The organism is Agreia sp. Leaf244 (genome assembly GCF_001422695.1).
Taxonomy (GTDB): Bacteria; Actinomycetota; Actinomycetes; order Actinomycetales; family Microbacteriaceae; genus Agreia.
In genome coordinates, this window is record NZ_LMLX01000007.1 from 75312 (window position 1) to 100664 (window position 25353).

25 protein-coding genes are annotated in these 25353 nt (G+C 67.4%); 14 read left to right on the plus strand and 11 right to left on the minus strand.

The window, feature by feature from the left end:
• Positions 1 to 24 precede the first annotated feature (24 nt).
• Positions 25 to 696, plus strand: a complete 672-nt coding sequence (locus ASF06_RS17905) for a DedA family protein (protein WP_055950252.1) — start codon at positions 25 to 27, stop codon at positions 694 to 696.
• Between the two features lie 52 nt (positions 697 to 748).
• On the opposite strand, the gene ASF06_RS17910 is transcribed toward ASF06_RS17905, so the two are convergent.
• From ASF06_RS17910 to ASF06_RS17930, 5 genes are all read right to left on the minus strand, one after another.
• Entirely contained in the window at positions 749 to 1675 is a 927-nt protein-coding gene (locus tag ASF06_RS17910) for an ABC transporter substrate-binding protein (RefSeq protein ID WP_055950254.1), read from the minus strand.
• Between the two features lie 2 nt (positions 1676 to 1677).
• Positions 1678 to 2415, minus strand: a complete 738-nt coding sequence (locus ASF06_RS17915) for an ABC transporter permease (RefSeq protein ID WP_055950422.1) — start codon at positions 2413 to 2415, stop codon at positions 1678 to 1680.
• Positions 2412 to 3098: an ABC transporter permease gene (locus tag ASF06_RS17920; protein WP_055950258.1), complete on the minus strand. Its 687-nt coding sequence runs from the start codon at positions 3096 to 3098 to the stop codon at positions 2412 to 2414. The genes ASF06_RS17915 and ASF06_RS17920 overlap by 4 nt, the downstream gene beginning before the upstream one ends.
• Positions 3095 to 3940, minus strand: a complete 846-nt coding sequence (locus tag ASF06_RS17925; RefSeq protein WP_055950261.1) for an ABC transporter ATP-binding protein — start codon at positions 3938 to 3940, stop codon at positions 3095 to 3097. The genes ASF06_RS17920 and ASF06_RS17925 overlap by 4 nt, the downstream gene beginning before the upstream one ends.
• A 136-nt stretch (positions 3941 to 4076) precedes the next feature.
• Positions 4077 to 4736 (minus strand): TetR/AcrR family transcriptional regulator, encoded by a 660-nt coding sequence (locus tag ASF06_RS17930; RefSeq protein ID WP_055950263.1) that lies wholly within the window; start codon positions 4734 to 4736, stop codon positions 4077 to 4079.
• Between the two features lie 67 nt (positions 4737 to 4803).
• Between ASF06_RS17930 and ASF06_RS17935 the strand changes: the two genes are divergently transcribed.
• The 7 genes from ASF06_RS17935 to ASF06_RS17965 all read left to right on the plus strand — a co-directional run bounded on the left by ASF06_RS17935 (position 4804) and on the right by ASF06_RS17965 (position 13406).
• On the plus strand, positions 4804 to 5541 hold the full coding sequence (locus ASF06_RS17935) for an SOS response-associated peptidase (RefSeq protein ID WP_055950265.1): 738 nt from the start codon (positions 4804 to 4806) through the stop codon (positions 5539 to 5541).
• An 88-nt stretch (positions 5542 to 5629) separates the two neighbouring features.
• Positions 5630 to 6646, plus strand: coding sequence for an App1 family protein (locus ASF06_RS17940; protein ID WP_055950425.1), 1017 nt, complete (start codon positions 5630 to 5632; stop codon positions 6644 to 6646).
• Between the two features lie 137 nt (positions 6647 to 6783).
• A complete protein-coding gene (locus ASF06_RS17945; protein WP_055950268.1) occupies positions 6784 to 7110 on the plus strand; it encodes a DUF6504 family protein in 327 nt (108 codons plus the stop codon).
• 5 nt (positions 7111 to 7115) lie between these two features.
• Entirely contained in the window at positions 7116 to 10568 is a 3453-nt protein-coding gene (locus ASF06_RS17950; RefSeq protein ID WP_055950271.1) for a DNA polymerase III subunit alpha, read from the plus strand.
• Between the two features lie 33 nt (positions 10569 to 10601).
• Positions 10602 to 11699, plus strand: a complete 1098-nt coding sequence (locus tag ASF06_RS17955) for a winged helix DNA-binding domain-containing protein (RefSeq protein ID WP_055950273.1) — start codon at positions 10602 to 10604, stop codon at positions 11697 to 11699.
• A gap of 105 nt (positions 11700 to 11804) precedes the next feature.
• Positions 11805 to 12758, plus strand: coding sequence for an alpha/beta fold hydrolase (locus ASF06_RS17960; protein WP_055950276.1), 954 nt, complete (start codon positions 11805 to 11807; stop codon positions 12756 to 12758).
• Positions 12759 to 12767: 9 nt separating this feature from the next.
• A complete protein-coding gene (locus ASF06_RS17965; RefSeq protein ID WP_055950279.1) occupies positions 12768 to 13406 on the plus strand; it encodes a TMEM175 family protein in 639 nt (212 codons plus the stop codon).
• A gap of 70 nt (positions 13407 to 13476) precedes the next feature.
• Here ASF06_RS17965 and ASF06_RS17970 read toward each other — a convergent pair whose 3' ends face one another.
• On the minus strand, positions 13477 to 14031 hold the full coding sequence (locus ASF06_RS17970) for a YceI family protein (protein ID WP_055931921.1): 555 nt from the start codon (positions 14029 to 14031) through the stop codon (positions 13477 to 13479).
• A 154-nt stretch (positions 14032 to 14185) separates the two neighbouring features.
• Between ASF06_RS17970 and ASF06_RS17975 the strand changes: the two genes are divergently transcribed.
• A complete protein-coding gene (locus tag ASF06_RS17975; RefSeq protein WP_055950282.1) occupies positions 14186 to 14815 on the plus strand; it encodes a mycothiol-dependent nitroreductase Rv2466c family protein in 630 nt (209 codons plus the stop codon).
• A gap of 46 nt (positions 14816 to 14861) precedes the next feature.
• A complete protein-coding gene (locus ASF06_RS17980; protein ID WP_055950285.1) occupies positions 14862 to 16049 on the plus strand; it encodes a coiled-coil domain-containing protein in 1188 nt (395 codons plus the stop codon).
• Here ASF06_RS17980 and ASF06_RS17985 read toward each other — a convergent pair whose 3' ends face one another.
• Both ASF06_RS17985 and ASF06_RS17990 read right to left on the minus strand, forming a co-directional pair.
• Entirely contained in the window at positions 16050 to 16874 is an 825-nt protein-coding gene (locus tag ASF06_RS17985; protein ID WP_235501067.1) for a UbiA family prenyltransferase, read from the minus strand.
• Between the two features lie 46 nt (positions 16875 to 16920).
• Complete coding sequence (locus tag ASF06_RS17990; RefSeq protein ID WP_055950291.1) at positions 16921 to 17436, minus strand: MarR family winged helix-turn-helix transcriptional regulator; 516 nt, start codon at positions 17434 to 17436, stop codon at positions 16921 to 16923.
• 39 nt (positions 17437 to 17475) lie between these two features.
• Here ASF06_RS17990 and ASF06_RS17995 point away from each other — a divergent pair, with 39 nt between their 5' ends.
• The gene (locus tag ASF06_RS17995) at positions 17476 to 18516 is read left to right on the plus strand and encodes an FUSC family protein (protein WP_055950295.1); all 1041 of its coding nucleotides are present in this window, start codon (positions 17476 to 17478) and stop codon (positions 18514 to 18516) included.
• On the opposite strand, the gene ASF06_RS18000 is transcribed toward ASF06_RS17995, so the two are convergent.
• Together ASF06_RS18000 and ASF06_RS18005 are read right to left on the minus strand one after the other, a co-directional pair.
• Positions 18493 to 20127: an MDR family MFS transporter gene (locus ASF06_RS18000; RefSeq protein WP_055950427.1), complete on the minus strand. Its 1635-nt coding sequence runs from the start codon at positions 20125 to 20127 to the stop codon at positions 18493 to 18495. The two genes, ASF06_RS17995 and ASF06_RS18000, sit on opposite strands and share 24 nt — an antisense overlap.
• Before the next feature lie 26 nt (positions 20128 to 20153).
• On the minus strand, positions 20154 to 20786 hold the full coding sequence (locus ASF06_RS18005; RefSeq protein WP_162237725.1) for a TetR/AcrR family transcriptional regulator: 633 nt from the start codon (positions 20784 to 20786) through the stop codon (positions 20154 to 20156).
• Between the two features lie 290 nt (positions 20787 to 21076).
• Here ASF06_RS18005 and ASF06_RS18010 point away from each other — a divergent pair, with 290 nt between their 5' ends.
• Positions 21077 to 21835, plus strand: coding sequence for an alpha/beta fold hydrolase (locus ASF06_RS18010; RefSeq protein WP_235501068.1), 759 nt, complete (start codon positions 21077 to 21079; stop codon positions 21833 to 21835).
• 84 nt (positions 21836 to 21919) lie between these two features.
• Here ASF06_RS18010 and ASF06_RS18015 read toward each other — a convergent pair whose 3' ends face one another.
• Positions 21920 to 22936 carry a LacI family DNA-binding transcriptional regulator gene (locus tag ASF06_RS18015; protein ID WP_055950301.1) on the minus strand — a complete coding sequence of 339 codons (1017 nt, stop codon included), beginning with the start codon at positions 22934 to 22936 and terminating at the stop codon, positions 21920 to 21922.
• Positions 22937 to 23086: 150 nt separating this feature from the next.
• Here ASF06_RS18015 and ASF06_RS18020 point away from each other — a divergent pair, with 150 nt between their 5' ends.
• Complete coding sequence (locus ASF06_RS18020) at positions 23087 to 24364, plus strand: ABC transporter substrate-binding protein (protein ID WP_055950304.1); 1278 nt, start codon at positions 23087 to 23089, stop codon at positions 24362 to 24364.
• A gap of 144 nt (positions 24365 to 24508) precedes the next feature.
• Complete coding sequence (locus ASF06_RS18025; RefSeq protein WP_162237726.1) at positions 24509 to 25351, plus strand: carbohydrate ABC transporter permease; 843 nt, start codon at positions 24509 to 24511, stop codon at positions 25349 to 25351.
• Positions 25352 to 25353 lie beyond the last annotated feature (2 nt).

The following is a 25353-nucleotide window of genomic DNA, read 5'->3' on the forward strand; positions in this document are numbered from 1 at the left end:
GCGCCCAGGTCATAGGCTCGAGGCGTGAACGAGATTCTCAGCTGGATCCTGGACACGGTGTCGAGCGTCGACCCCGTCTGGCGCACCCTCATCGCCGGCGTCGCCATGCTTCTCGAGACAAGCATCCTGCTCGGGCTCATCGTGCCCGGAGACACCGTGCTGCTCGTCACGGCGACCGGGGTGCAGGGTCCCGTGCAGTATTTCGCCCTCGCGCTCGCATCGATCGTCGGAGCCCTCGCCGGCGAGAGCATCGGTTTTATGCTCGGTCGCTACTTCGGACCGCGCATCCGTCATTCCCGCCTCGGCAGGCGCATCGGCGAACGGCACTGGCAGCGCGCGGAGCGCTACCTCGATCGCCGCGGCGGCATCGCCGTGTTCCTGTCGCGCTTCCTGCCCGTGCTGCACTCGCTGATCCCCGTCACCGTCGGCATGAGCACGATGGCCTACCGGCGCTTCATCGCGTGGACGCTGCCCGCGTGCGTCATCTGGTCGTTCGCCTACGTCACCGCCGGGTCGGCCGCTGCGGGCGGATACAGGGAACTGGCAGACCGGCTGCACTTCGCCGGGTACATCTTCGTCGGGGTCATCGTCGTCTTCGTGATCGCGGTGATCGTGGTGAAGAAGCTCATCGCCCGCGGCGAGGAGCGGCACATGGACGGCGCGCCGGAGAACGAACCCGCTCCGGAACGGGAATGAGAACGGGCCCGCCGACCGAGGTCGACGGGCCCGTTCTCTCAAAGATCGGCGACTAGAAGAGCTTCTTCTCGTCGAGCCAGGCCTTGGCGATGACCTCGGCCGACTTCTGGTCGTTGACGCTCTGCGAGTTGAGGTCGACCAGGTCGTCTTCCGTCAGCGCTGCGCTGACCTTGTTGATGATGTCGGCCGCCTTGTCGTCGACCTTGGTCGATGCGACGGGAACGACGTTGTCGGCCACGAACAGTCCGTCGGGGTCGGTGAGGGCCACGAGGTTGTTGGACTTGATGTTGGGGTCGGCCGTGTAGATGTTTCCCAGCTGGATCGTGTTGTCGACGAGCGCCTTCACGGTCAGCGGTCCGCCGGAGTCCTCGATCGACTGGAACGTCGTGTCGATGCCGTACTTCTCCTTCAGCGTGGCGGGACCGTAGGGACGGGTCTCGAGTTCGGCGTTGCCGCCGACGACGATCGGGGTCTTCACGTTCTTGAGCGACGCAATGTCGGTCAGGTTGTTCTCGGAGGCGTAGGCCTCGGTGACCGTGTACGAGTTCTGGTCGGATGCCTCCGACTTGTCGAGCACGCGCAGGCCGTCGGGCAGGGCCGACTCGAGCGCGGTGTAGACGTCATCGCTCGTCGTGGCCGTCGTGTCGGGCTCGAGCGCCTGCAGCAGGCTTCCGGTGTACTCGGGGAACAGGTCGATCTTGCCGTCCTCGATCTCGGGAAGGTAGACCTCGCGCTGACCGATGCGGAACTGGCGGTCGACGGTGTAGTCGTTGGCCTCGAGCGCCTGGGCGTAGATCTCGGCGATGATCTCGCTCGAGTAGTAGTCCTGCGAACCGATGACGATGGAGTCGGTGCTGGCCGAGTCACTCGATCCGGCGTCCAGCGGATCGCTCGTTGCGCACCCTGCCAGCGCCACCACGGCGCCGACCGCGATAACGCCTGCGACGACCCGGCCCTTCTTAATGTTTGCTGTGAACATCGTTATTTCCTCTCTTCGGTGGGAGACCCCACCACCGCCACGCGTCGGGATGACGGCGTGCGGACGTCTGTGTTCTGGTTCGCGACGACGCCGCGTGGTACGACCAACTTCTGGATGATCGCGAAGATTCCCTCGCTGAGCAACGCGAGCGCTATCACGAGAACAGAACCCGCGAGCATCTGCGGGTAGTCGTTGGACTTCAAGCCCACGAAGATGAACCGCCCCAGCCCGCCGGCGCCCACGTAGTCGGCGAGCGTGGCCGTCGCGATGATCTGCAGCGTGCCGGAGCGGAGGCCGCCGATCAGAAGCGGCAGGCCGAGAGGAATCTCGACCTTGCGCACGATCTGCCACTCCGTCATTCCCACGGCCCTGGCGGCGTCGATCGTGCGACGATCGATCGCCTCGAAACCGGAGTAGGCGCCGGCCAGGATGGGCGGGACTGCAAGCACCACCAGGGCGATGACGGGCGCCTCCACGCCGATGCCGAGCCAGAGCGCGAGGATGATGAGCAGTCCGAGGGTCGGAAGCGCCCGGAACCCTCCGGTGAGGCTCACGGCAAGGCTACGACCGCGGCCGGTGTGGCCGATGAGATAGCCGAGGGGAATGGCAATGACGCTCGAGATCACCAGCACGACGAGGCTGATGGTGAGGTGCTGCACCAGGCGGATCGGAATACCGTTCGGACCGCTTTGATGTGCGGGATCGAAGATCCAGGCGAATGCCTCGATGAGGAGGTTCACGATGCGGCCGCCTCTGCTGTCAGACGTGCGCGGCGGGTCGAGGCGACGCGTGTCGCGCGCGTCCATGGCATCACCAGTCTGCCGATGAGCACGAGCACGGCGTCGATCACCAGGGCGAGGGCGATGGTGGCGACCATGCCGGCGAATACCTCGGCCACGATGTTGCGCTGCAATCCGTCAGTGAAGAGCAGGCCGAGGCTCTTGATGCCGAGGACCGCGCCGACGGTCACCAGGCTGACGGTGCTGACGGCCACGACCCGGATGCCGGCGAGCAGCACCGGCCCCGCCAACGGCAGATCGACCTTCCAGAAGCGCGTCCAGGGCGAGAATCCCATCGCGGTGGCCGACTGGCTGATGTCCTGCGAGACCGAGCCGAGCGCATCCGATGTCGTGCGCACCATCAGTGCGATGCCATAGAGGGTGAGAGCGACGACGACGTTGATCGAGTCCCTCGCGCCGGTTCCGAGGATGATCGGAAGAACGATGAGCAGGGGCAGCGACGGGACCGCGTACAGCAGGCCGAGCACGGTGAGCAGCACGCCGCGGCTCGGTCGGTAGCGGTTGGCCAGCCAGCCGAGCGGAACCGACAGCACGAAGCTCAGGACGATCGGCGGGATGCTGAGGGCGAGGTGCTCGAGGGTGCGCTGGCCGATGAGGGGCAGGTTCTCGATGACCCAGTTCATGCGGGCGCGTCTTTGCTGCCGCCGGTGGGGCCGTCTACCAGCACCCCGGCCGCGCGGCCCTCGCTGTCGAGTACGACCTCGCGGCCGTCTCGGCGGTCGATGTGCAGTGCCCGCTTGCCCTTCGTCGCCCCGATGAAGTCGGCGACGAAGTCGTTCGCCGGGGCGCTGAGGATCTCGGTGGGAGACCCCTTCTGCACGATGACGCCGCCCTTCTGCAGGATGACGACCTGGTCGCCCAGGAGGAAGGCCTCGTCGATGTCGTGGGTGACGAAGACGACGGTCTTGTCGAGTTCGCGCTGCAGGCGGATGAGCTCCTGCTGCAGTTCGGCGCGCACCAGGGGGTCGACGGCGCCGAACGGCTCGTCCATGAGCAGGATGTTCGGGTCGGCCGCGAGCCCGCGCGCGACACCCACACGCTGCTGCTGCCCGCCCGAGAGCTGACTCGGGTAGCGGTTCGCGAGGGAACGATCGAGGCCGACTGTGTCGAGCAGCTCGATGGCCCGTGCGTGGGCCTGCTTCTTCGGCACGCCGTTGAGCAGGGGGACGGTCGCCACGTTGTCGATGACCTTGCGGTGAGGCAGCAGGCCGGAGTTCTGCATGACGTAGCCGATGCGCCGACGGAGCTTTACCTTGTCGAGTCCGACGATGTCTTCGCCATCGATCTCGATCGAACCCGACGTGCGGTCGATCATGCGGTTGATCATGCGGAGGATGGTGGTCTTGCCACAGCCCGAGGAGCCCACGAAGACCGTGGTCTTGCGCGAGGGGATGACCAAGCTGAAGTCATCGACGGCGAGTGTGCCGTCGGGGAACTGCTTCGACACCTGACGGAACTCGATCATGTCTTGGCCCGTTCGTCTGGCGCGCCCGAGTGCACGCGTGTATGACCAGCCAAACACGGAGCGCCTCGATAGGCAAAGCACACCCGCTGGGCATGACGAATTGTGTCCGGCAGGCTAAGGTGCAGCCGGTCGCGCGTCAGACGGTCTGCGAGTCGCTCTCGTAGTGCCCCGTGAGGTAGTCGTGCACGATCTGCTCGCACTCGCCGATGATCTTCTCGTCGCCGGTGCCTCCGAGCATGAACGCGCGCACGAGGAGGGCGTCCATCATGGTGACCGCGATCTCGAGACGCGTGAGCAGGGCCGCGTCCTGCGGCATTCCGTAGTCGTCGACGAGCACGTCGCGCAGGGTCTGGGCGATGCGGTGCGACTTGATGCGCGAGACGTCGGTCTCGGGCGAGGAGACGAGGTCACCGAGCCGGATGGAGGTGAATCCCACCTCGCCACGGTGCATCGCCACGGACGATCCGATCGACACAACGACGGCGTCGACCCATCCGGCGGGCTTCTTCTCGGCCAGGTCTGCCTCGAACTGGCGCAGGAAGCGCTCGACGCTGCGCGTGCCGAGGGCGGTCAGCACCGCGATGCGGTCGGGGAAGTAGCGGTAGACGGTGCCGATAGAAGCTTCGGCGCGATCGGCGACGAGGGCGGTCGTGAGGCGCTCGATGCCCACTTCGTCGACAACGGCGGCGGCGGCGTCGAGCAGGGCGGCGATGCGGTCGGAGCTGCGCGCCTGGATCGGCTCGTTGCGCACCTGTACGGCCTCGGCGCGGGTTTCCTCGAAGACGTTGTTGGGCACGGCGCCGATCCTTTCAATGGGGATGTCGTGATCATACTAGTTGCGCCGGGGCGGCAGAATAGAGCACATGTGTGGTCGTTTCGTCGTGTCCCGTGCAGCCGGCGACCTCGTCGCCCTCTTCGACGTCGATGTGGAGGGGGCGGACCTGCCGGAGCCGTCGTGGAACGTCGCGCCGACCCAGCGCATCCCGGTGATCATCGACGCGGTCAATCGCGCCGCGGCGACCGACGAGAACGCCCCCGAGGTGCTGAGGCGGCTGGAGGCGGCGCGCTGGGGACTCGTGCCGTCGTTCGCGACCGAGCCCACGGCATCCGCACCCCTGTTCAACGCGCGCATCGAGACCGCCGCTGAGAAACCGGCCTTCCGCGAGGCCGTCGTCTCCCGCCGTGCGGCGATCCCCGCCTCGGGCTACTACGAGTGGCTGGTCGCGCCCGACGGCGGCAAGACGCCGCAGTTCGTGTCGTCAGGCGACGAGGAGCCCATCCTCTTCGCGGGCCTGTACGAATGGTGGCGCAACCCGACCGTTGCGGCCGACGACCCCGCGCGCTGGCTGCTGTCGACGACGATCCTGACAAGGGAGGGCGCAGGCCCGCTCGCGTCGCTGCACGAGAGGATGCCGGTGTTCCTGGAGCCGGGCCTCATGGAGGACTGGCTCGACCCGCGCACCACGGGAGACGCACGGCTTCTGGCGGAGATCTCCCTCGCGGCCGAGGAACTCGCCGACGACATGGTGTTCCACACGGTCGGCACGGCCGTCGGCACGGTCGGCAACGACTCTCCGGAACTCGTGCTGCCGATTCACTGACCCCGACCCCGACAGGGGATGCGTGCAACACTGGGGTGTGCGGAAAGCAGACAAGACACTCTCGGCCAAGCAGGGTGCCGAGGTCATCATGCATCGCGCGGCGCGCATCGAAGACGCCGTGCACGAGTTCCGGCAGAAGCGTGCGCAGGCCAGCGGCAAGGTCCCGACGATCATCCCCTACGCGGGATACGGCTCGACCACGTGGCTGCGGGTACTCGCCCGAGTGCTTCTCACGACGCCTCCGCGCCCGGGCTCGCGAGCGGACCGCAAGGCCCAGAAGCACATCGAGAGCATCAGGGGATGGCGCAGCTTCACGAGCGTGCCGTTCGGCAAGGTGCCGGTCACGATCGAGGCGGGCGGACAGTCGCACACCGTCGCGGCCGACCGCGGCGGGGTCGTGGATGTCGTCATCGAGGTCGCGCTCGAGCCCGGTTGGCAGACGGTCACGATCGGAACGGAGGGCGGCAAGACCGTCGAGGCCCCCGTGTTCGTGCTCGACCCCTTGATCCGCTTCGGCGTGGTGAGCGATATCGACGACACGGTGATGGTCACGGCGCTGCCGCGTCCGCTGCTCGCCGCGTGGAACACCTTCGTGCTCGACGAGCACGCCCGAGTGCCCACGCCCGGAATGGCCGTGCTGCTCGAGCGCCTGACCACGGAGAACCCGGGTTCTCCCGTGATCTACCTCTCGACGGGCGCCTGGAACGTGGCTCCCACCCTCACTCGTTTCCTCTCGCGCAACCTCTACCCCGCGGGCCCGCTGCTGCTCACCGACTGGGGGCCGACCCACGACCGCTGGTTCCGGAGCGGGCGCGAACACAAGCGTGAGAACCTGCGCCGGCTCGCCCGGGAGTTCCCCGACATGCGATGGCTGTTGATCGGCGACGACGGCCAGCACGACGAGGAGATCTACGCCGAGTTCACGACCGACTTCCCGAAGAACGTCGCCGCGGTCGCGATCCGGCAGCTCTCGAACAGCGAGGCCGTGCTGGCCGGTGGCCGCTCGAAAGACGAGGTGCACACCGAGCGCACCGGGGCCACCTGGGTCTACGCGCCCGACGGCGCCGGCCTCTCCGACCAGCTCCACGACGCCGGCGTTCTCTGAGTCGCCTGGCACTCTGAGACGTCTGGCACCCTGAGTCGTCTGCCGCCACGCCGGGTCGACTGGCGCATGTCGGTGCTGCTTCGTACACTTCGAATATAGAAGATATATTCGAATGTCTCCCGATCGGAGAGCGGCCCATGAACATCGACGAACCCGTGAGCGTCGAGCTGTCCGACGACGGCTCCCCCGCGCGCTTCGTGTGGCGAGGTGTCGTCTACGGGGTCATCAGCGCCCCGGAACGCTGGTTCGCGCGACGTCCCTGGTGGCAGCTCGATGCCCGTGCGCCGCGCGGCGCGGGCCACACCCTGATCGACCGTGAGATGTGGAGGGTCGACGCCCTGCCCCTCACCTCCGGCGCCTCCCTGCTCGACGGCACGTTCGACCTCGGTCTGCACGCGGCCACCGGCGTCTGGAGCCTGAGCCGCGCATCCGACGACGTGCTCGACGCACAGCTCTTCGCCTGACGACCATGGCCCGGTTCACTCATCTGCATGTCGCGTCGGCCTATTCGGCGCACTTCGGCACGTCGCAGCCCGAGGCCCTCGTGGCCGCCGCCGTGCACGACGGCGCCGAGGCCGCGGCCATCACCGATCGCGACGGCCTCTACGGCGCGATCCGCCACGTGCGCGCCTGCCTCTCCGCCGGCATCGACGCGATCGTCGGCGTCGATCTCGCGCTACTGCCCGAACGACGACGCGGCGCGTCCGCCGACCTCGCGACAGCCGCGGCGGCGGCGCCCGCCCGCATCACCGTGCTCGCCCACGGCCAGAACTCCGGCGAGGGGTGGGCCGCGCTCTGCCGTCTCATCAGCGCGGCCCACAGCCCGGCCGCCGACGGCATGCCCCGGCAGCCTGGCGATGTCGGTGTGCAGAAGTCCAGGCCGAGCGGGTTCATCCTCGGCGAATCCGGCCCCGTCGCGACCGTGCTGCTCGGACCCGATTCCGACGTGGCACAGGCCGTCGCCGCCGCAGACCTCTCTCTGGCGGCCTCTCTTCTGACCGAGTGGAAGCGCCTGCTGCCGGGCGCGCTCGCGGTCGAGATCGTGTGCCACCTCACCGAGCCGGGCGACCGGGCGAGCATCCGGCATGCCGCGCGCCTGCTCGAGCTGGCCGACACGGTCGGTGTTCCCGCCGTTCTCAGCAATGCCGTGCGCTACCTGCAACCCGACGACGCCGTCACCGGTGACGTGCTCGACGCGGCCGACAGGCTCCGACCCCTCGGCGCCTTCCAGCCGCAGCCCAATGCGCAGGCCTGGCTCAAGCCCGCCGAGACCATGAGGCGGCTCGCCCTGCTCGTCGTCGATCATTCGGCCCTGCCCCGATCCGCCGCCGAACAGCTGCTCTCCGCCACCGAACGCCTTGCAGACGCCTGCCGGCTCGACGCGCACGCAGACCTGGCCTGGCGTCGCCCCAAGATCCCCTCTTCGGCCGTGCTCGGCATCGAGGGCGACCCGGTCGTCGAACTGCGCCGCCGCAGCGAATCAGGGCTGCTCGAGCGTTATGCCGATGCGAAACCGAGCGAGCTCGAGTCGCTGCGAACGCGCCTCGACGACGAGCTCTCGACGATCGCCGGGTTCGGCTTCGCCAGCTACTTCCTCACCGTGGCCGAGGTGTCGTCGCTGATGCGCTCCATGAATGTGCGCAACCAGGCGCGCGGTTCCGGCGCGGGCAGCCTGGTGAACTACCTGCTGCGCATCTCCAACGTCGATCCCGCGCGGCACGATCTGCTGTTCGAGCGCTTTCTCGGCAACGCGAGGTCGACCCTGCCCGACATCGACATCGACGTCGAGTCCGCCCGACGGCACGACATCTACCGGGCCATCTTCGAGCGTTTCGGCCAGAACAGGGTCAGCCTCATGTCGATGCAGAACACCTACCGGGCACGGGGTGCGGCGCGCGACGCCGGACTCGCCCTCGGGCTCGACGATGCCCAGATCGACCTCGTCGCCACGAACCTGTGGCGGTTCAACGCCCGCGACTTCCGCCAGGTGCTCACCGAGAAGCCCGAGCTGCGCGAGATCGCAGCGCTCGTGAAGAACGACGCCCAGATCGACATGCTCGTCGATCTGACCGAACGGCTCGACCGTCTTCCCCGGCACATCAGCATGCACCCGTGCGGCGTGATCCTCGGCAACGACGACCTGCTCAGCACGACCCCGGTGCAGCCGAGCGGCATGGGTCTTCCGATGAGCCAGTACGACAAGCACGACATGGACGACGCGGGCCTGCTGAAGCTCGACGTGCTCGGCGTGCGCATGCAGAGCTCCCTCGCCTACGCGGTGTCCGAGATCCAGCGCATCCACGGCCGTCGCGCCGCCCATGCCGGCGGACTTCCGGTCGACGCGCGCTACGTGAGCGCCGACGGCATCATCGAGCTCGACGAGATCCCGCTCGACGACGAGGCGACGTTCGAGGCGATCCGAACGACCCGCACCCTCGGCATGTTCCAGATCGAGAGCCCGGGCCAGCGCGAACTCATCGGCAAGATGCAGCCCACCGAGTTCGAAGACCTCATCGCCGATATCTCGCTGTTCAGGCCAGGGCCGATGAAGGGCAACATGGTGGCTCCGTTCCTCGACGTGAAGCACGGCTTCGCCCAGCCGCAGTACCTGCACCCGACGTTCCGCCCCTTCCTCGAGAGCACCTACGGCGTCGTCATCTACCACGAGCAGATCCTGCGCATCTTCGCCCTGTGCATGCAGGTCACCCTCGCCGAGGGCGACGAGCTGAGACGAACCATCGAGCATCCCGAAGCGATGGTCGAGCAGCGGTTCCGGCTCGAGACCGCCGCCAACGTCGACGCCGCGGGAGTCCGTCGCTACGACGACGCCGCGATCGATCGCATCTGGGCTGTGCTGAAGGGCTTCGGCTCCTTCGGGTTCTGCAAGGCCCACGGGGCGGCCTTCGCGCTGCCGACGTTTCAGAGCGCCTGGCTGAAGACCCACTATCCGGCCGAGTTCGTTGCCGCCCTGCTCACCCACGACCCGGGCATGTATCCGCGCCGGCTGCTGCTCGCCGAGGCCCGGCGCATGGGCGTGCCCATCCTGCCGCTCGATGTCAGCGCCTCGCGCGACATCTACAGGGTCGAGCGCATCGAGCCGCCCCGATCGCACGGCGTGCTCGCCGATCCCGACGACGTGATCCTGGGAATACGGCTGTCGCTCAGCGACGTGCACGGCATCAGTTCCGCAGAACTCGACCGCATCCTCGCAGGCCAGCCCTACGCGGGCATCGGCGACTTCTACCAGCGGGCCGCACCGTCGCGCGCGCTGCTCACCCGACTCGCCCTCGTCGGGGCCCTTGACTCGCTCGCGGCGCACGACGGCTCGTCGGGCGGCGCACAGCCCACCCGCGGAGATGTGATGGCCCGGGTGCGCGAGCTGGTCGCCCGGTCCAAACGCCCGGCGACGCGCAACGCTCAGCCCACACTGCCGATCTTCGTCGACGACCGCGAGCAGCTCACCGAGGCGAATCCCGAACCGAGCATGGTCGAGCGCGTCGCGACCGAACTCGATGTTCTGCAGATGGAGGTGAGCGAGCACGTGATCGAGAGCTACCGCCCCCTGCTCGACGAGCTGGGCGTCATCCCCGCGAGCGAGCTGCTCGGGTGCTGGAACGGCACCACCGTGCTGGTGGCCGGCATCCGCGTCGCCACGCAGACGCCACCGATGCGCAGTGGCAAACGCGTGGTCTTCATCAGCCTCGACGACGGTTCGGGATGCTCGGACTCGACCTTCTTTGAAGAGGCGCAAGACCGTGCGGGTGCGCTGCTGTTCGGCACGAAGCTCATGGTGATCCAGGGCAAGACGAGGCGCACGGGCGAGCGCGGCATCTCCATCGAGGCGACCAATGCGTGGGACCTCAAGGCGCTGTGGGCGCAGTGGCAGCAGACCCAGCGCCACCAGGCGCGCGAGGCCTCGTAGTGCGGCGGGCGAGCCGGGGCGCACAATAGGCAGATGCGCCGCACAGACCGCACCCTGATCGCGAACCTCCGGCTTGCCGCGCAGCAGCTCGCGGGCAGCACGCTCACCGCACCCGCCGACGTGGCCACGGCGATGCTCGCGCTGCAGGCGCAAGACCTGTCGAGCGCGCAGTGGGCGCTGGCCGTGCGCAGTCCCTCCACGACGCTCGCCGACGTCGACCGGGCGTTCGACACGGGCGCGATCGTGCGCTCGTGGCCCTTTCGGGGAACGCTCCACGTGACCCCGGCGGTCGATCTCGGCTGGATGCTCGAGCTCACCCGCGACAGGATCGTGCGGGGTGCAGCCACGAGGCACGCGGGCCTCGGCCTCGACGAGTCGGTCTTCGCCCGCGCCGCCGACGTCGTGCGCGGGGCCCTCCAGGGCGGCGTCCGACTGTCGCGGGCCGAACTCTTCGCCGAGCTCGACGCATCCGGAGTCGCCACCGACCATCAGCGAGGCGGACACCTGCTCTGGTACCTGGCTCACACCGGGCTCATCTGCTTCGGACCGATGCAGGATTCGGGCCAGGCGGTGGTTCTCACCGACGAATGGATCCCCGAGCCTCGTCGCCTCACGCCCGACGAGGCCCTGACCGAGCTCGCCGTGCGCTACTTCACCTCCCACGGACCGGCGACAGTGCGGGACCTCCTGTGGTGGAGCAAGATCCTCGTGCCGGAGGCCCGGAGAGCAATCGAGGGTGCGGGCGACCGACTGCGACAGCTCGTCGTCGACGACACGGTCTACTACCTCGGCGCCGAGCAGACCGAGGCCTCTCCCGCTCCCCCCGTACTGCTGCTGCCCGGCTTCGACGAGTATCTCCTGGGGTACGCCGATCGCGATGCGGTGCTTCCGCCCGAGCACAGCGAGCGGGTCGTGCCGGGGGCGAACGGCATCTTCCTGCCCATGGTCGTGGCGAAGGGGCAGGTGGTGGGCACGTGGCGGCGCACGGTCCGCCGCGGCACGGTCGACACGGTGGCCACCGCGTTCGAACCGATGGCGCGAACGACCGTGGGGCGCGTCGAGAGAGCTGCGGCGGGCTACGCCCGGTATCTCGGCCTGGAGCCCGGATCGACCACGGTCGTCGACGCGTGATCGACGCGTGATCGACGCGTGATCGACGCGTGATCGGCTCCTGAACGACGCCCGGGCTGCGCGGGCGCAATCCATCGCCTGTGCCGCCTACGAATACGGGGAGACATGACCGATCTCGACACCGCCTCCCCGCAGTACGCCCCGTTCGGCCTGGTCGACGACGCGGCATCCCTGCAGCTCGTACCGCTCACGGTCGACACCCCTCTCGGGCCGGTCCGCGTGCACCACTCGCCCACTAAGAGCGGATCGACCGCAACCCTCCTGTTGCACGGCGCGGCAGGATCGTGGACCACCTGGACGCCCCTGCTCGAGGCCGCGGTCGCTGCGGGCCGCCCGCTCACCGATGTCGTCGCCATCGACCTGCCGGGCTGGGGCGCCTCGCCCGGCCCGCGCATCCGGTCGCAGCTCACCCTCGACGCCCTCGCCGACGTCGTGTGGCAGGTCGTGCACACCCGGCTCGGATATGACCGCGCCGACATCACGGGACACTCCCTCGGCGCGTTCATCGCGCTGCACCTGGCAGCGACCCGACCGGGCAACGTCGAGGCCGTGCGGCTGATCTCGGCCACGGCGTTCTCGGTGCTGGCCAGCGTGGAGCACCCGGTGCGATCGTTCTCGGCCGTGCCCGGCTTCACGATGCTGCTCGCCGTTTTCCGGGCGCTTCGGATGGGCGACGACCGCGGGATCGGGCTAGTGCAGGCCGTGCGGCGCCGTGGGCTGCTGAGACTCGCCGTGAGTCCCCTGTTCCGGCACCCTCTGCGCGTGCCGCGCTCGGTGATCGACGCGCTGGCCGACGAGGTGCGGCCCGACAGCTTCGTGCGCGCCGCCGACGCGACGCGCGGCTACGATGCGGCGCGGCGGTGGCGGGGCATCCGCTGCTCCGTCTGGGCCGTGCGGGGCGACACGGACTCGTTCGTGCCGTACCGCGACCTCACGGGCCTGCTCGGGGCGATGCCGCAGGCGACGCTCGCGGAGATCGGCGACTGCGGCCACTTCGCCCATGTCGAGCGGCCGCACGAGACGCTCGAAGCCCTCGGCCTGACGGCCGCACGCCGCTAAAGTCGGATCATGGCAGCGGAACCCCCCTCGGCCGCACGGCAGCCGGTCTCGACGCGACGGGTCGAGGCCTTCACCGACGGCGTCTTCGCGATCGCGGCGACCCTGCTGGTGCTCGACCTCACGATCGACGGGTTCGACAAGGCCAAGACGAACGATCAGCTGTGGCACCAGCTGCTCGGGCTGCAGCAGAACCTGCTCTCGTTCGTGATCAGCTTTCTACTGCTGTGCTTTCTCTGGTCGGTGCACGTGCGGCAGTTCGAGTACCTCGAACGCATCGACGGCACGCTGACCCTGCTCAACACGGTGCGGCTGCTCGGGGTGGTGCTGATCCCCTTCACCACGAGCCTGAACAGCGAGTACTCGGAGCTTCTGGCGGGGCGGCTCGCCCTGCCGCTCAACTTCCTGTTCGTGGTCGCGATGGGAGTGGCGCAGTGGCAGTACGCGACCGGCTCGAAGCGCGGACTCGTGGAAGGCCTGTCCGACGAGACCCGGCGCAGATTCCGCACCAACGGCCTCATCGCCGTGGGGCTGGGCGTCGTCGTGGTCGTGCTGTCGGCGTTCGTCGGCCCGTGGGCGTTCTTTGTCTACCTGCTCAGCGCGATCCTGCAGCGAGTCGCCAACAGGCCGGTACGGCGCGCTCTCCCGTGAAACGACGAAGCCGCCGCCCGGTGATTCCGGGCGACGGCTTCGACAGGCGGATGACCCGCCGGGGGTGCGACTACTTCTGCAGCGAGGCCTGAAGGTCGATCGTGATGGTGACCTCGTCGCCGACGAGGACTCCGCCGGTCTCGAGCGGCGCGTTCCAGCTGACACCGAAGTCGTTGCGGTTGATCTTGGTGGTCGCGGTCAGTCCGGCCTTGTAGTTGCCGTACAGGTCGTCCTGGAAGCCGCCGAACTCGAGGTCGAACGTGACGGGCTTGGTGACGCCCTTGATGGTGAGGTCGCCGTCGACGAGGAAGTCGCCGCCCTCGTAGCGGATGCCCGTGGACACGAAGGTCAGCTCGGGGTGCGTGGGAGCGTCGAAGAAGTCATTGGTGCGCAGGTGACCGTCGCGGTTCTCGTCGTTCGTGTTGATCGAGACGACCTCGGCCTTGGCGGAGACGCTCGAGTCGAGGGGGTTCTCGCCCGTGGTGAACGTGGCGTCGAACTTCTCGAACTTGCCCTTGACCTTGCTGATGAGCAGGTGGCGAACGCTGAACGAGACCTCGGAGTGCGAGGGGTCGATGGTCCAGGTGCCGGCCTTGTAACCCGGGATGGTGATCGTGTCGGTCATGATTTCTCTTTTCGTCTGAGACAGAAGGGAGTGGGAGCAGAACCCACTTCGATACAAATGCATGTACCTCCCGGATTATTCCATGCCGAGGAAACGAGATCCTGAATGCGCGATGAATGTCGTCATGCGACGACACAGTTGAGAGGATTGCACCATGACCAATGACAGAACACGCGTGGATTTCTGGTTCGACCCCTCCTGCCCCTGGGCGTGGATGGCGAGCCGCTGGGTCGATGAGGTCGCGGGCCACCGCGACCTCGATGTGCACTGGCACATCATGAGCCTGGCGATCCTCAACGAGAACAACGACGTCGACGAGTCCTACCGCGCGTTCTTCCCCCGTGCCCTGCGCTACGCCCGGGTGGTGGCGACCGCCGAGGCGCTGCACGGCGAGGCCACGCTCAAGCCGCTGTACGACGCGCTCGGCACGCGCATCCATCTCGACGAGCGGGCGACCGACGTCGAGGCCGTGGTCGCCGAGTCGCTGGCCGAGGCGGGTCTCGATGCGTCGATCGCCGATCGCGCGCTTCCGGATGCCGATGGCCGGTTCGAGTTCGAGGCCGAGCTCCGCGCGTCGCACCGCAGTGGCATCGACCTCGTCGGCGACGACGTCGGAACCCCGATCATCGCGGTGAACGGCGTGGCGTTCTTCGGCCCCGTCATCTCCCCCGCTCCCCATGGAGACGAGGCGCTCGCCCTCTGGGACGGCGTGGTCGCGGTCGCCTCGTACGACGGCTTCTTCGAGCTCAAGCGCAGCCGCACCCGCGACCCGATCTTCTCGTAGTCCCCCTCATCCCGGGATTCCCAGACGGGTCGCCTACCCTTGAACCATGGCCCACCCCGTTCTGCGATTCCTCGGCGTGCTCGCAACGGTCACCGCGCTCGTCGCGGTGCCGTTGACGGGTGCGGCCGCCGGGCCGCTCCGCGCGGCCGACTACCCCTCGTGGGATGACGTGCAGGCCGCCAAGCAGAACGAGGCCACCGCCCAGGCGGAGGCCGACCGCATCACCGGGCTGCTCGACGAGCTCGAGGAGACGGCGACCACCCTCAGCAACGAGGCCCTGAAGCGCGGTGAGGAGTACTACATCGCGACCTACAACAGAGACGCGGCGCAGACCTCCGCCGACGACCTCGAGACCCGCGCCGACCAGGCGGCGGCGACGGCCGAGGCCACGAAGAAGCAGGTCGGCCAGATCGCGGCCCAGCTCTACAAATCGGGCGGCGACAACGGCACGGTCAATCTGCTGCTCAACGGGGAGAAGTCCGACGAGCTCCTCTACAAGCTCGGAACCATGAGCCAGCTGACCTCGCAGACGGTCGGTCTGCGCGACGCGGCCGAGATCGCGGCGAACAACGCCTCGTCGCTGCGGGCCCAGGCCGATGCCGCGCTCGCCGAGCGCGATCGCTTGTCGACCGAGGCCCAGGCAGCGCTCGAGGCCGCCGAAGACGCCCAGGCTGCGGTCGATGCCCAGGTCGCCGAAGAGAAGGCGCACAGCGCCACCCTCTACGAGCAGCTCGCCTCTCTCAAGAACTCGACCGCAGCTGCCGAGCAGGGCTACCGCGAGGGCCAGGCCAAGATCGCCGAGGAGGCCGCGCGCAAAGCAGCCGCCGACGCGGCTGCTGCCGACGCAGCGGCAGCAGCGGCAGCGGCCTCCGACTCCGGAGGGGACGGCAGCTCGTGGGTGCCGGACTCGTCGTCGGTGGCATCGCCGGCCGAAGCGCAGGCGTACGCGTCATCGGTTCTCGGCAACTACGGCTGGGGCGGCGACCAGTTCGGATGCCTCGTCAGGCTGTGGAACGGGGAATCGGGCTGGCGCGTGAACGCCTACAACACAGACAGCGGCGCTTACGGAATTCCGCAGTCGCTGCCGGCCAACAAGATGGACAGCGTCGGCACGGACTGGCGAACCAACGCAGCCACCCAGATCACCTGGGGTCTCATCTACATCAGCGACAGATACGGCACCCCGTGCAACGCCCTGTCCAGCTGGAACGCCCGCTCGCCGCACTGGTATTGATCACCGCGCGACGATAGCCGGTCCCGCCACAGCCAGCAGGATCACGTCGACGACGGCGCTGGCGATGATGAGCTGGAACAGCAGTCGCGTCGGCGGTCTGGTCAGGGCCAGCATGATGCCCGCGACCGCGAGGGCCACCCCGGCGACGAGCCCGATCACCGCCACCACGACGAGCGCGGGCGAGGCGGCCGCGATACCGAGGCATGCCACAATCGAGGCGAGTGCCAGCGAGGCGAAGGCGATCACGCTCGACGCCCCGCGCCCGAGGGCGTGCGGCAGTCCCCGAACTCCCGTGCGGGCGTCGTCGGCGAGATCGGGCAGCACATTGGCGAAGTGCGCGCCGAAGCCCAGAAGCGCTCCCACGGCGATCGCCCACCAGGTCGAGGGTCGGGGCTCCGAGAGTGACAGCGTCACGAACAGCGGAAGCGTTCCGAAGGTCACGAGATAGGGCACTCCCGATGCGAGCGTGCGCTTGAGCCACGCGTTGTAGCTCCAGCCGGATGCGATGCCCACGATGTTCACGACCGCCGCGAGGGGGCCGAGCAGCAGGGAGAGCGGGATCGCGATCGCGGCGGCCGCGATGGCCGCGGCTCGAACCGCAGAGCGGGTGACCAGACCGGATGCGATGGGCTTGTCCGAGCGGGCGACGGCCGTATCGCGGTCGGCGTCGATCCAGTCGTTGCTCCACCCGATCGACAGCTGGCCCGCCAGCATGGCAGCACCGACCAGGACGACCCGCATCGGCTCGACGCCCGTTCCGATGGCCAGGACCACGGTGACGAGCGTGACGGCGGCGGCGGGCCCCGGGTGGGACGCGCGAATCATCCCCCGGAGCATACGTCGAATTATAGGTACGGAGCGGGCCTGCGCTTCACTCGCGCTCGATACTGGCCAGAAGCAGCGCCAGGGAGCGCTCGAGGGCGGCGCGCTCGTCGGTCGTGAGTCCGGCCAGAAGAGCCTCCTCGGCGGAGAGCTGCAGGGGAAACACCTCGTCGGTGAGGGCGCGGCCGGAGTCGGTCAAGGCGATCAACGCTCCCCTGCCGTCTGCCGGGTTCGACGACCGCTGCACCAGGCCGCGATGCTCGAGCCCCTTGAGCCTCTTCGTCGTCGACGGGGCGGTCGCGAGGGAGATGGTGCGCAGTTCGCCGGGCGACATCAGCGCACCGGAGCGCCGAAGTGCGGCGAGGATGTCGAACTCTCCACGGGTGAGGCCGTGGGCGGCGAGCACGTCGTCGCTGTGGTGCACGATGCGAGCGGCGCTGCGCAGCACGCGCCCCACGATGCCGATGGCGTCGAGATCGAGGTCTGGCCTCAGCCGACGCCATTCGGCTTGGATGTCGTCGACCGCGTCCGCCGGTCGGCGCGCGTCGGGCGTGCGGTCGATCATCGGCCCTCCCAGAAGTAATTTACTAGTAAACTATATCCAATGAGTTCCGCCACCCTACCTCGCGCCCGCCATCTCGTCGCCTTCGGCCCGCACAACGGGGCGCACACCGTGGCCCTCCGCGCCGGCATCTCGATGGCCGCCCCTCTGCTCGCGCTCTGGTTCACCGGCCACCTCGAGTTGTCGCTGTACGCCACCTTCGGCGCGTTCACCTCGCTGTACGGGCGAAGCCACAGCCACCTGGCCCGGTTCCGCATGCAGTCCGTGGCGGCCGCCATGATGGTCTCGGCCGTCGTGGTCGGAACTGCCGTCGGCATCTCCGACGCGCGCGAGTGGATCGTCGTGCCGGTCGTCGCGGCCGCCGCCGCGCTCGCCACCCTGCTGTCGAACGCCGTCGCGCTCCACCCGCCCGGCGCGCTGTTCGTCGCCTTCGCCGTCGCGGCGTGCGCATCGGTGCCGAGCTCGCCCGCAACGATCGGTCTCGCCCTGGCCGTCGCATCCGCCAGCGCAGCTCTGTCGCTGGCCGTCGGCGCCGTCGGAGCGGTCCGGCCGTCTGCCAGGCACCGGCCTCGTTCGACCTTCGCCGTGTCGTTCCGAGACGCCCTCGCCAAGCCGGGCGAAGCATCCGCCGTCGCGCGCCTGGTCACGGGAGTCCTGGTCGCCGGAGCCGTGCCCACCCTGGCGGGCATCGGGCATCCGTACTGGGCGATGGTCGCGGTGGTGGCCGCCCTGTCGGGCCCGGATGCGACGGCGCGGCTCGTGCGCGCCGGCCACCGCATCCTGGGCACGGTCGTCGGCATCGGCCTCGCAGCCGTTCTCTTCGCACTCGACCTGCCCGCGCTCGGCACGATCGCCGTCGTGGTCGCGCTGCAGGTGGCGGCCGAACTGTTCGTCGGCCGCAACTACGGCCTGACGATGGTATTCGTCACACCCCTCGCCCTGTGCATGGTCGAACTCGCCCACGCGGCCGACGGCGGCGCACTCATCGCCGATCGCCTCGTGGAGACGGTCTTCGGCGCCGCCATCGGCATCGTGCTCACGCTGGTCTGGCGGCCGCGGTCAGCTGCGGTCGTCGGCGTGTGACCTCTCGGGCACATCCGTGCTGTCCGAGGCGGATACCGCGGCAGCGCGCTCCTCGGCCTCGAGGCGTTCGGCTTCCTCTCCCCCGACGGCCTCTCCGCGGGCCACGAGGCCGGCGACGTCGGACAGCGGGATCTGCTTGAGGAACAGCGACAGCAGGAAAGCCAGGCCGATGAACGGCAGCAGGTACCAGAACACGGGCGCCAGCGCGTCGGCGTAGGCCGTGACGATGCCGTCGCGCACGCTGTCGGGCAGCTGGGAGAGCGTCTGCGGGTCGAGCGTCGATGTCGAGGCCGCGGCATCCGATGCACTGGCGCCGGCGTTCGTGAACACCGTCGTGAGGTTCTCGGAGAGGCGGGTGGTGAAGATCGTGCCGAACACGGCCACACCCAGCGAGGCGCCGACCTCGCGGAAGTAGTTGTTCGTGCTCGTCGCGGTTCCGACCATCGACGGGTTCACCGAGTTCTGCGCAACGAGAACGACGACCTGCATGATGAGGCCCAGGCCCGCGCCGAAGACGAACAGGAACACGCAGATCAGCCAGATAGGCGTGTCGGCGGTCAGCGTCGTCATGGCGACCATCGCGGCGGCCGTCAGCAGCGTTCCCACGATCGGGAAGAGCTTGTAGCGGCCCGTGCGGGTGATCGCGATTCCCGAGACGATCGACGTGCCGATGAGGCCCGCCATCATGGGCAGCATCAGCAGTCCGGATGCCGCGGCGGAGGTTCCCGACGACATCTGCAGGAACGTGGGGATGAAGCCGATGGCCGAGAACATGCCGAGGCCGAGGGTGAGCCCGATCAGGGTCGCGTTGACGAAGGTGCGGTTCTTGAAGAGCGCCAGCGGGATGACCGGGTCTTTCGCGCGCGCCTCGACGATGACGAAGAGGATGGCGGCGACCAGCATGCCGCCTCCGAACATCCAGGTCTCGGGGGCTGTCCATCCGTGGTCGGTCTTGTCGCCGCCGAAGTCGGTGAAGAAGATGAGGCAGGTCGTGAAGGCGGAGAGCAGGATCACACCGAGGATGTCGATCGGCTGCGTGGCCTTCTTGCTCGGCAGCCGCAGCGCGAACCAGGCGATGGCGAACGCCGCGATGCCCACGGGGATGTTGATGTAGAACGCCCACTGCCAGGTGAGGTGGTCGACGAAGAATCCGCCGAGCAGGGGGCCGCCGACGGCGGAGAGGCCGAAGATCGCGCCCAGCGGGCCGAGGTACTTGCCGCGCTCGGAAGCCGGAACGATGTCGGCGATGATCGCCTGCGACAGGATCATGAGTCCGCCGCCGCCCAGGCCCTGCATGGCGCGGAAGACGATGAGCTGGGTGAAGTCGCCCGCGAATGCGCAGCCGACCGAGGCGATCGTGAACAGCGCGATGGCGATGAGGAACAGATTGCGGCGGCCGAGAACGTCACCGAATTTGCCGTAGACGGGCATCACGATCGTGGTCGCGAGCAGGTAGGCCGTGGTCAGCCAGACCTGGTGCTCGACGCCGCCGAGCTGCCCGACGATGGTGGGCATGGCGGTGGAGACGATCGTCTGGTCGAGGCTCGAGAGCAGCATGCCGGCGATGAGTGCGCCGAAGATGATCCAGATGCGCCTCTTCGTGAGGAGCATCGGCCTCTCGGCGGTGGAAGCAGTGGTCACGGGTGGGCCTTTCGAGGAGTGGGAGCGGCCATCACGATGCGTGCGGCGGCGAGGGACTCGGTGAGGAGGGAAGCGAGATCGGGCGGGCCGGCGAGGTCGTGCAGGCGGTCGCCGACGCTGCGCAGAAGGCTGAACAAGATGTGCACGACGGCCTGCGCCCGCAGGTCGTCGGTCGTGACGCCCTCGCGTTCGGCGACGAGGGCGATCACCTGCTTCTCGCGTTCGATGTTCATGCCGATGAAGCGCTTGAGCAGTCGCGGTTCGCGGTCGAGGGCGGCGAAGAAGTGGGCGTGCTCCTCGGCCGTGCCCTCCATGGCACCGAAGTGATGGATGGCCAGCTCGAGCAGGTCGTCGATCACCACGGGCCAGCCGCGCGACCCGCGGGCCCGGAACTGCTCGGCGAAGACGAGCGACTCGGCCTCGGGATCGGCGCCGATGACGGCGTCTTCTTTCGTGCGGAAGTAGTTGAAGAAGGTGCGCCGCGAGACGCCGACCAGGTCGCAGAGCTCTTCGATCGTGAACCCGCCGAGCCCGTGTTCGGCCGTGAGCCGACGCGAGATCGAGGTGAGGCGGGATGCCGTCTCGACCATGCGCCGCTGACGCCGATCGATCGTTGCACTTTCATTCATAGAGTGCATTATTGCACTCTTCTGCCGTTGGTGCAATATCGCTCCAGGTCGCGGACCCGGCCGAGTCGACTGCCTGATGTGCGAGTCGACGGAGGTGCGCTGCGTCTTCGCGGGGAAACAGTCCGAACCTGCGTCGAGTTGTTATGGCTACACTGTATTCACAACCGGCTATATTGAAGGTCCCCTCGCACCTGTATCGGTGCTTGTGTTGTCGCTGCGGGGCGGTTGGCTGACGACTCGACCCGAAACGGCCGCGGAATTAGATCGCGACTCGACACAAGGAGAAAATAGTGGCTGAACGAACTCCCCTGGTCTTTGTTCACGGCAATCCCGAGAATGCCGCGGTCTGGGGGCCGCTGCTTTCCGAGCTGGATCGGGCCGATGCATTCCTCGTCTCTCCCCCGGGGTTCGGCGCACCGATTCCCAGCGGTTTCGACGTCTCCGCGACGGGATACCGGTTTTGGCTCGCCTCCCAGCTTGAGGCCTTCGGTCGACCCGTTGACCTGGTAGGCCACGACTGGGGAGGCGCCCACACCGTCCAGATCGCCATGACGAGGCCCGACCTTCTCCGCAGCTGGGTGTCCGACGGCCTCGGTGTGTACTCCCCCGACTACGTCTGGCATCCGCTTGCCCAGACCTGGCAGACACCGGAAAAGGGAGAGGAACTCGTGGCGCAGCTCTTCGAGGGCACCCTGACGGAACGCCTTGCCGTAGTGGATGGTCTAGGCATGCACGGTCCGACCGGAGAGCGCATCGCCGCGGGTCTCGACGCCGAGATGAGCCGAGCCGTGCTGTCCCTTCTTCGCTCAGCCGCCCAGCCCTTTATGTCCGACGCTGGTCGGGGACTGCCCAACGCGGCCACGCGACCAGGATTGTCTCTCATCGCCGGCGCAGACGACGGCAATGGCACTGCGGCAATGCATCGCTGGGCCGCAGATCAGGCCGGGGCCAAAGTCGTCGTTCTCGAAGGGCTGGGCCACTGGTGGCCGGTCGAAAACCCCGTCCCGGCAGCAGCAGCGCTCCGCGAATTCTGGTCGACCCTCGACTAGCCGCTCGATAATCGCTGCAGTGAGCGACCGAGAATAGGCCCGCTTCTTAGTGACTTTCGTTGGATCCTCCGTTGCAACTCGACGTCAGGCGGTGGCGACCCGCGTCGACTCGCGCATTACGAGGATGCTCGGTACGAGTCGACTGCCTCCCTCAATGTCCTCTCCATCGATCTGCGCAAGCATCAGGCTCGCCGCGACGTATCCCAGTCTCGACATCTGGAGGTCGATGGTGGTCAGTGGTGGTCGGGATGCGCCCACCATTGCGTCCCAATTGTCCATGCCGACAATGCCAACGTCGTTCGGCACGCGCAGCCCGAGCTCGCGCAAGCCGTCGGAGAACCCGCGCGCTATCTGGTCGCTCATGCAGAACGCCCCGTCGAATTCGACGCCCGCTCTTACGAGCCACGCTGCGGCTTCTCGGCCCCACTCCTCACTCCAGGGTCCGAAAACGGGGTCCGCAGCAAGATGCAGGCCTGCGCGGTGGAGCGCCTCGATGGTCCCTGAATGTCGATTGGTCGTCGCCGCGTGATGTGGAGGCCCCGAGATGAGGACGATCCGGCGACGGCCCGTACTAATGAGGTGTTCTATGGCGAGCGCGGCGCCGTTGCGGTCGTCGTGGAGCACCGAGATGTCCGACGGATCGGTCGACTTGTTGAGTGCGTACACGACCGGTACCGGGAGATCGTCGCCGATCGAAGGCCGCTCGTCGCTCGATCGCCCGGTGACGATAATGCCGTCCACTCTTCGAGAGAGCATCGTCTGGAGGTAGTGCCGCTCGCGCACGCGGTCACCTCTGCTCTCGCAGAGCATCATCGAGACCTGACCAGCCTCGAGCACGTCCTCGGCGCCGGTCAGGATGGGGATGGTGAACCGACCGATGCTGTCGGTGGTGAGGACACCGACCATGTACGAGCGCCCTGTCTGGAGGCTCTTGGCAAGCTGACTGGGCCGGTACCCGAGCTCCTTTGCGGCAGCGAGGACTCGTTCGCGGGTAGCGCTGCGCAGTTGGCCCTGTCCGGAGAGGGCCTTGGACACAGTACCCGGGGAGACTCCCGCGAGACGGGCCACGTCGGTCACCGTCGTCAACTGCCTGCGCGTCACTGCGCCTCCTCGGAAATGTTTCCTGAAATTATTCTGACATCGTTACATCAATTACGTTGCGACCGCGTGAATCTCGACTATATGGTAAACGGAAATCGTTAGCCGCGATTTCCGGAATGCGGTGGCCTTACTGAGTTCAAAGGGGAAATCATGAGCGTCAGAATCAGCCGCGGGATGCGACGGCATCGTTTCGCCGCGGCGATCGCAGTCGTGTCGATGGGCCTCGTGCTCACTGCCTGCGGGTCTGACGACGGCGCCGACGGCGAGATGACGATGTGGGTCCGCCACACCGAGGGCGAGCCCGTCCAGGTGCTCGTCGACCTCTGGAACTCCACGCACGACACGCAGATCGACTTGACCGTCATCCCCGGCGATACCTACCAGCAGAAGGTGGGTGCTGCGGCCGGTTCGAACTCGCTGCCCGACATCCTTGGATCCGACGTCGTCTACTCGCCGAACTACGTCGCGGATGGCATCTACCTAGACATCACCGACTTGGCGGACTCCCTCCCGTTCAAGGACGACCTCTCGCAAGCACACCAAGAAGCCGCCAGTAAGGATGGCAAGATTTACGGCCTGCCGCTGCTAGTCGAGTCCTCACTCATCATCTACAACAAGTCGCTCTATGAGCAGGCAGGTCTTGACCCGGAAGCACCGCCTACGAGCTTTGATGAAATCTATGAGCAGGCCAGTGCTGTGCGCGCCCTGGGCGGCGACATCTATGGGTTCTACTTCGCGGGGAACTGCGCCGGCTGCATGTCATTCTCCGTGATGCCGTACGCCGCTGCCGCAGGCATGCCTCCCCTCTCAGATGACGGCACGAAGGCCGATGTCGACAGCGACGCGATGGCTTCCGTGGCCGACCTCTACCGCAAGCTCTTCGCCGACGATCTCGTGCCCTCGGCTGCACAGTCTGACGATGGAGCCACGTGGACCGCAGCATTCAACGCCGGCCAGATAGGCATCCTTCCGGTGGGGACCTTCAACTTCGGTGGGCTTGCGGACGTCCCGTTCGACTGGGGGATCGCGCCCCTGCCGGCGCCAGACGGTTCGGCGAGCGCCACCTTCGTAGGCGGGGACGTAGTGGGAATCACCCGTTCGTCCAACCAGGTGGAGGCCGCGACCGAGTTCCTGGAGTGGTCGCTGACAGATGAGCCGCAGCTCGAGGTCTGGGCGAAAGGCGGGTTTTTGACGCCGAGGTACGATCTCGCTGACAACGACTACACGGCGGACAACGCGATCATGATCGAGGCAATCGAGGGCCTGCAGAACGGATACACGCCGGCGACGCTCCCCTACGGCGAGATCTTCAACAGCGCAACGGGTCCCTGGCTGCAGGGTCTGCGCGCCTACATCTTCAACGGGGATGACGCCGCTCTTGCAGAGGCGCAGGAGAAGATCCAGGTGATAATCGACGATGCCCAATAAGGTCCCCGCCCCGTCGGACCGGGGAGTTACCGCCTCTACCCGATCACGCAGATCACGATGACAGCCCTGAGGGAGAAGACCGACACCACGTCGATAAGCCTGCGGCGGAAGTTCGGCGGACGCGCTCGCTCATCCGGTCTAGGGATGCTTCTTGTCGCACCACTCGCGCTCGTGGTCGCAGTGGTATTCCTCATCCCGCTCGGTGTCCTGGTATTCATGTCCTTCCAGGACTGGCCGCTCCTCGGCGGACCGACGCCGAATGGTATGGACAACTACGCCGCGATCGGCTCCAATGACCTGTTTTTGGGAGCCATCAGCTTCACTCTGATCTACACCCTCATTGCGACAATTATCATCTTCGCCGTCTCCTTCGTGCTGGTGGCGATCTCCAACTCTCGGCGGCGGGGCGCGCGCTTCTACCGAACGGCGTTCTTCCTGCCCTACGTTGTCGGGACCGCCGCGGCCTCCCTCATCTGGTACACCAGCGTGAACGACCAGAACGGGATAGCGAACGAAGTGCTCCAGGCGGTGGGGCTGACCGACGGACCGTGGGGCTTCCTCAGCACGCCACCGCAGGCGCTGTTCACCGTGCTAACGCTCGTTGTGTGGAAGTTCATCGGATTCCAAGTGCTGGTGCTGCTCGTGGGGCTGCAGTCGATTCCCGACCAGCTGTACGAAGCGGCGAGGATGGATGGGGCAAGCACCATGCAGCGCTTGCGGTACATCACCTTCCCGTACCTTCGCCCCACCCTGGCCCTGCTCTTTATGCTCTCTGTCACGGGGTCCCTGCTCGCGTTCGACCAGTTCCTCGTCCTCACCCGGGGAGGCCCCGACAACAGCACGGTCACCATAATGTTCGCCGTCTACAACACAGCCTTCGAGCAGTTCGACCTCGGAGAAGCAGCTGCGCTGTCGATCGTGCTTCTGGCGGCGCTGGTCGTCCTGAATTCGGTGCAATTCCGATTCCTTCGCGCAAAGAACGACTGACC

Bases quoted from the DNA above. Each gene is read 5' to 3' on its own strand.
- ASF06_RS17910 (WP_055950254.1), bottom strand. From the start codon at position 1,675: ATGTTCACAGCAAACATTAAGAAGGGCCGGGTCGTCGCAGGCGTTATC.
- ASF06_RS17920 (WP_055950258.1), bottom strand. From the start codon at position 3,098: ATGAACTGGGTCATCGAGAACCTGCCCCTCATCGGCCAGCGCACCCTC.
- ASF06_RS17925 (WP_055950261.1), bottom strand. From the start codon at position 3,940: ATGATCGAGTTCCGTCAGGTGTCGAAGCAGTTCCCCGACGGCACACTC.
- ASF06_RS17935 (WP_055950265.1), top strand. From the start codon at position 4,804: ATGTGTGGTCGTTTCGTCGTGTCCCGTGCAGCCGGCGACCTCGTCGCC.
- ASF06_RS17940 (WP_055950425.1), top strand. From the start codon at position 5,630: ATGCATCGCGCGGCGCGCATCGAAGACGCCGTGCACGAGTTCCGGCAG.
- ASF06_RS17945 (WP_055950268.1), top strand. From the start codon at position 6,784: ATGAACATCGACGAACCCGTGAGCGTCGAGCTGTCCGACGACGGCTCC.
- ASF06_RS17950 (WP_055950271.1), top strand. From the start codon at position 7,116: ATGGCCCGGTTCACTCATCTGCATGTCGCGTCGGCCTATTCGGCGCAC.
- ASF06_RS17955 (WP_055950273.1), top strand. From the start codon at position 10,602: ATGCGCCGCACAGACCGCACCCTGATCGCGAACCTCCGGCTTGCCGCG.
- ASF06_RS17960 (WP_055950276.1), top strand. From the start codon at position 11,805: ATGACCGATCTCGACACCGCCTCCCCGCAGTACGCCCCGTTCGGCCTG.
- ASF06_RS17965 (WP_055950279.1), top strand. From the start codon at position 12,768: ATGGCAGCGGAACCCCCCTCGGCCGCACGGCAGCCGGTCTCGACGCGA.
- ASF06_RS17970 (WP_055931921.1), bottom strand. From the start codon at position 14,031: ATGACCGACACGATCACCATCCCGGGTTACAAGGCCGGCACCTGGACC.
- ASF06_RS17975 (WP_055950282.1), top strand. From the start codon at position 14,186: ATGACCAATGACAGAACACGCGTGGATTTCTGGTTCGACCCCTCCTGC.
- ASF06_RS17980 (WP_055950285.1), top strand. From the start codon at position 14,862: ATGGCCCACCCCGTTCTGCGATTCCTCGGCGTGCTCGCAACGGTCACC.
- ASF06_RS17985 (WP_235501067.1), bottom strand. From the start codon at position 16,874: ATGATTCGCGCGTCCCACCCGGGGCCCGCCGCCGCCGTCACGCTCGTC.
- ASF06_RS17990 (WP_055950291.1), bottom strand. From the start codon at position 17,436: ATGATCGACCGCACGCCCGACGCGCGCCGACCGGCGGACGCGGTCGAC.
- ASF06_RS17995 (WP_055950295.1), top strand. From the start codon at position 17,476: ATGAGTTCCGCCACCCTACCTCGCGCCCGCCATCTCGTCGCCTTCGGC.
- ASF06_RS18000 (WP_055950427.1), bottom strand. From the start codon at position 20,127: ATGCTCCTCACGAAGAGGCGCATCTGGATCATCTTCGGCGCACTCATC.
- ASF06_RS18005 (WP_162237725.1), bottom strand. From the start codon at position 20,786: ATGAATGAAAGTGCAACGATCGATCGGCGTCAGCGGCGCATGGTCGAG.
- ASF06_RS18020 (WP_055950304.1), top strand. From the start codon at position 23,087: ATGAGCGTCAGAATCAGCCGCGGGATGCGACGGCATCGTTTCGCCGCG.
- ASF06_RS18025 (WP_162237726.1), top strand. From the start codon at position 24,509: ATGCTTCTTGTCGCACCACTCGCGCTCGTGGTCGCAGTGGTATTCCTC.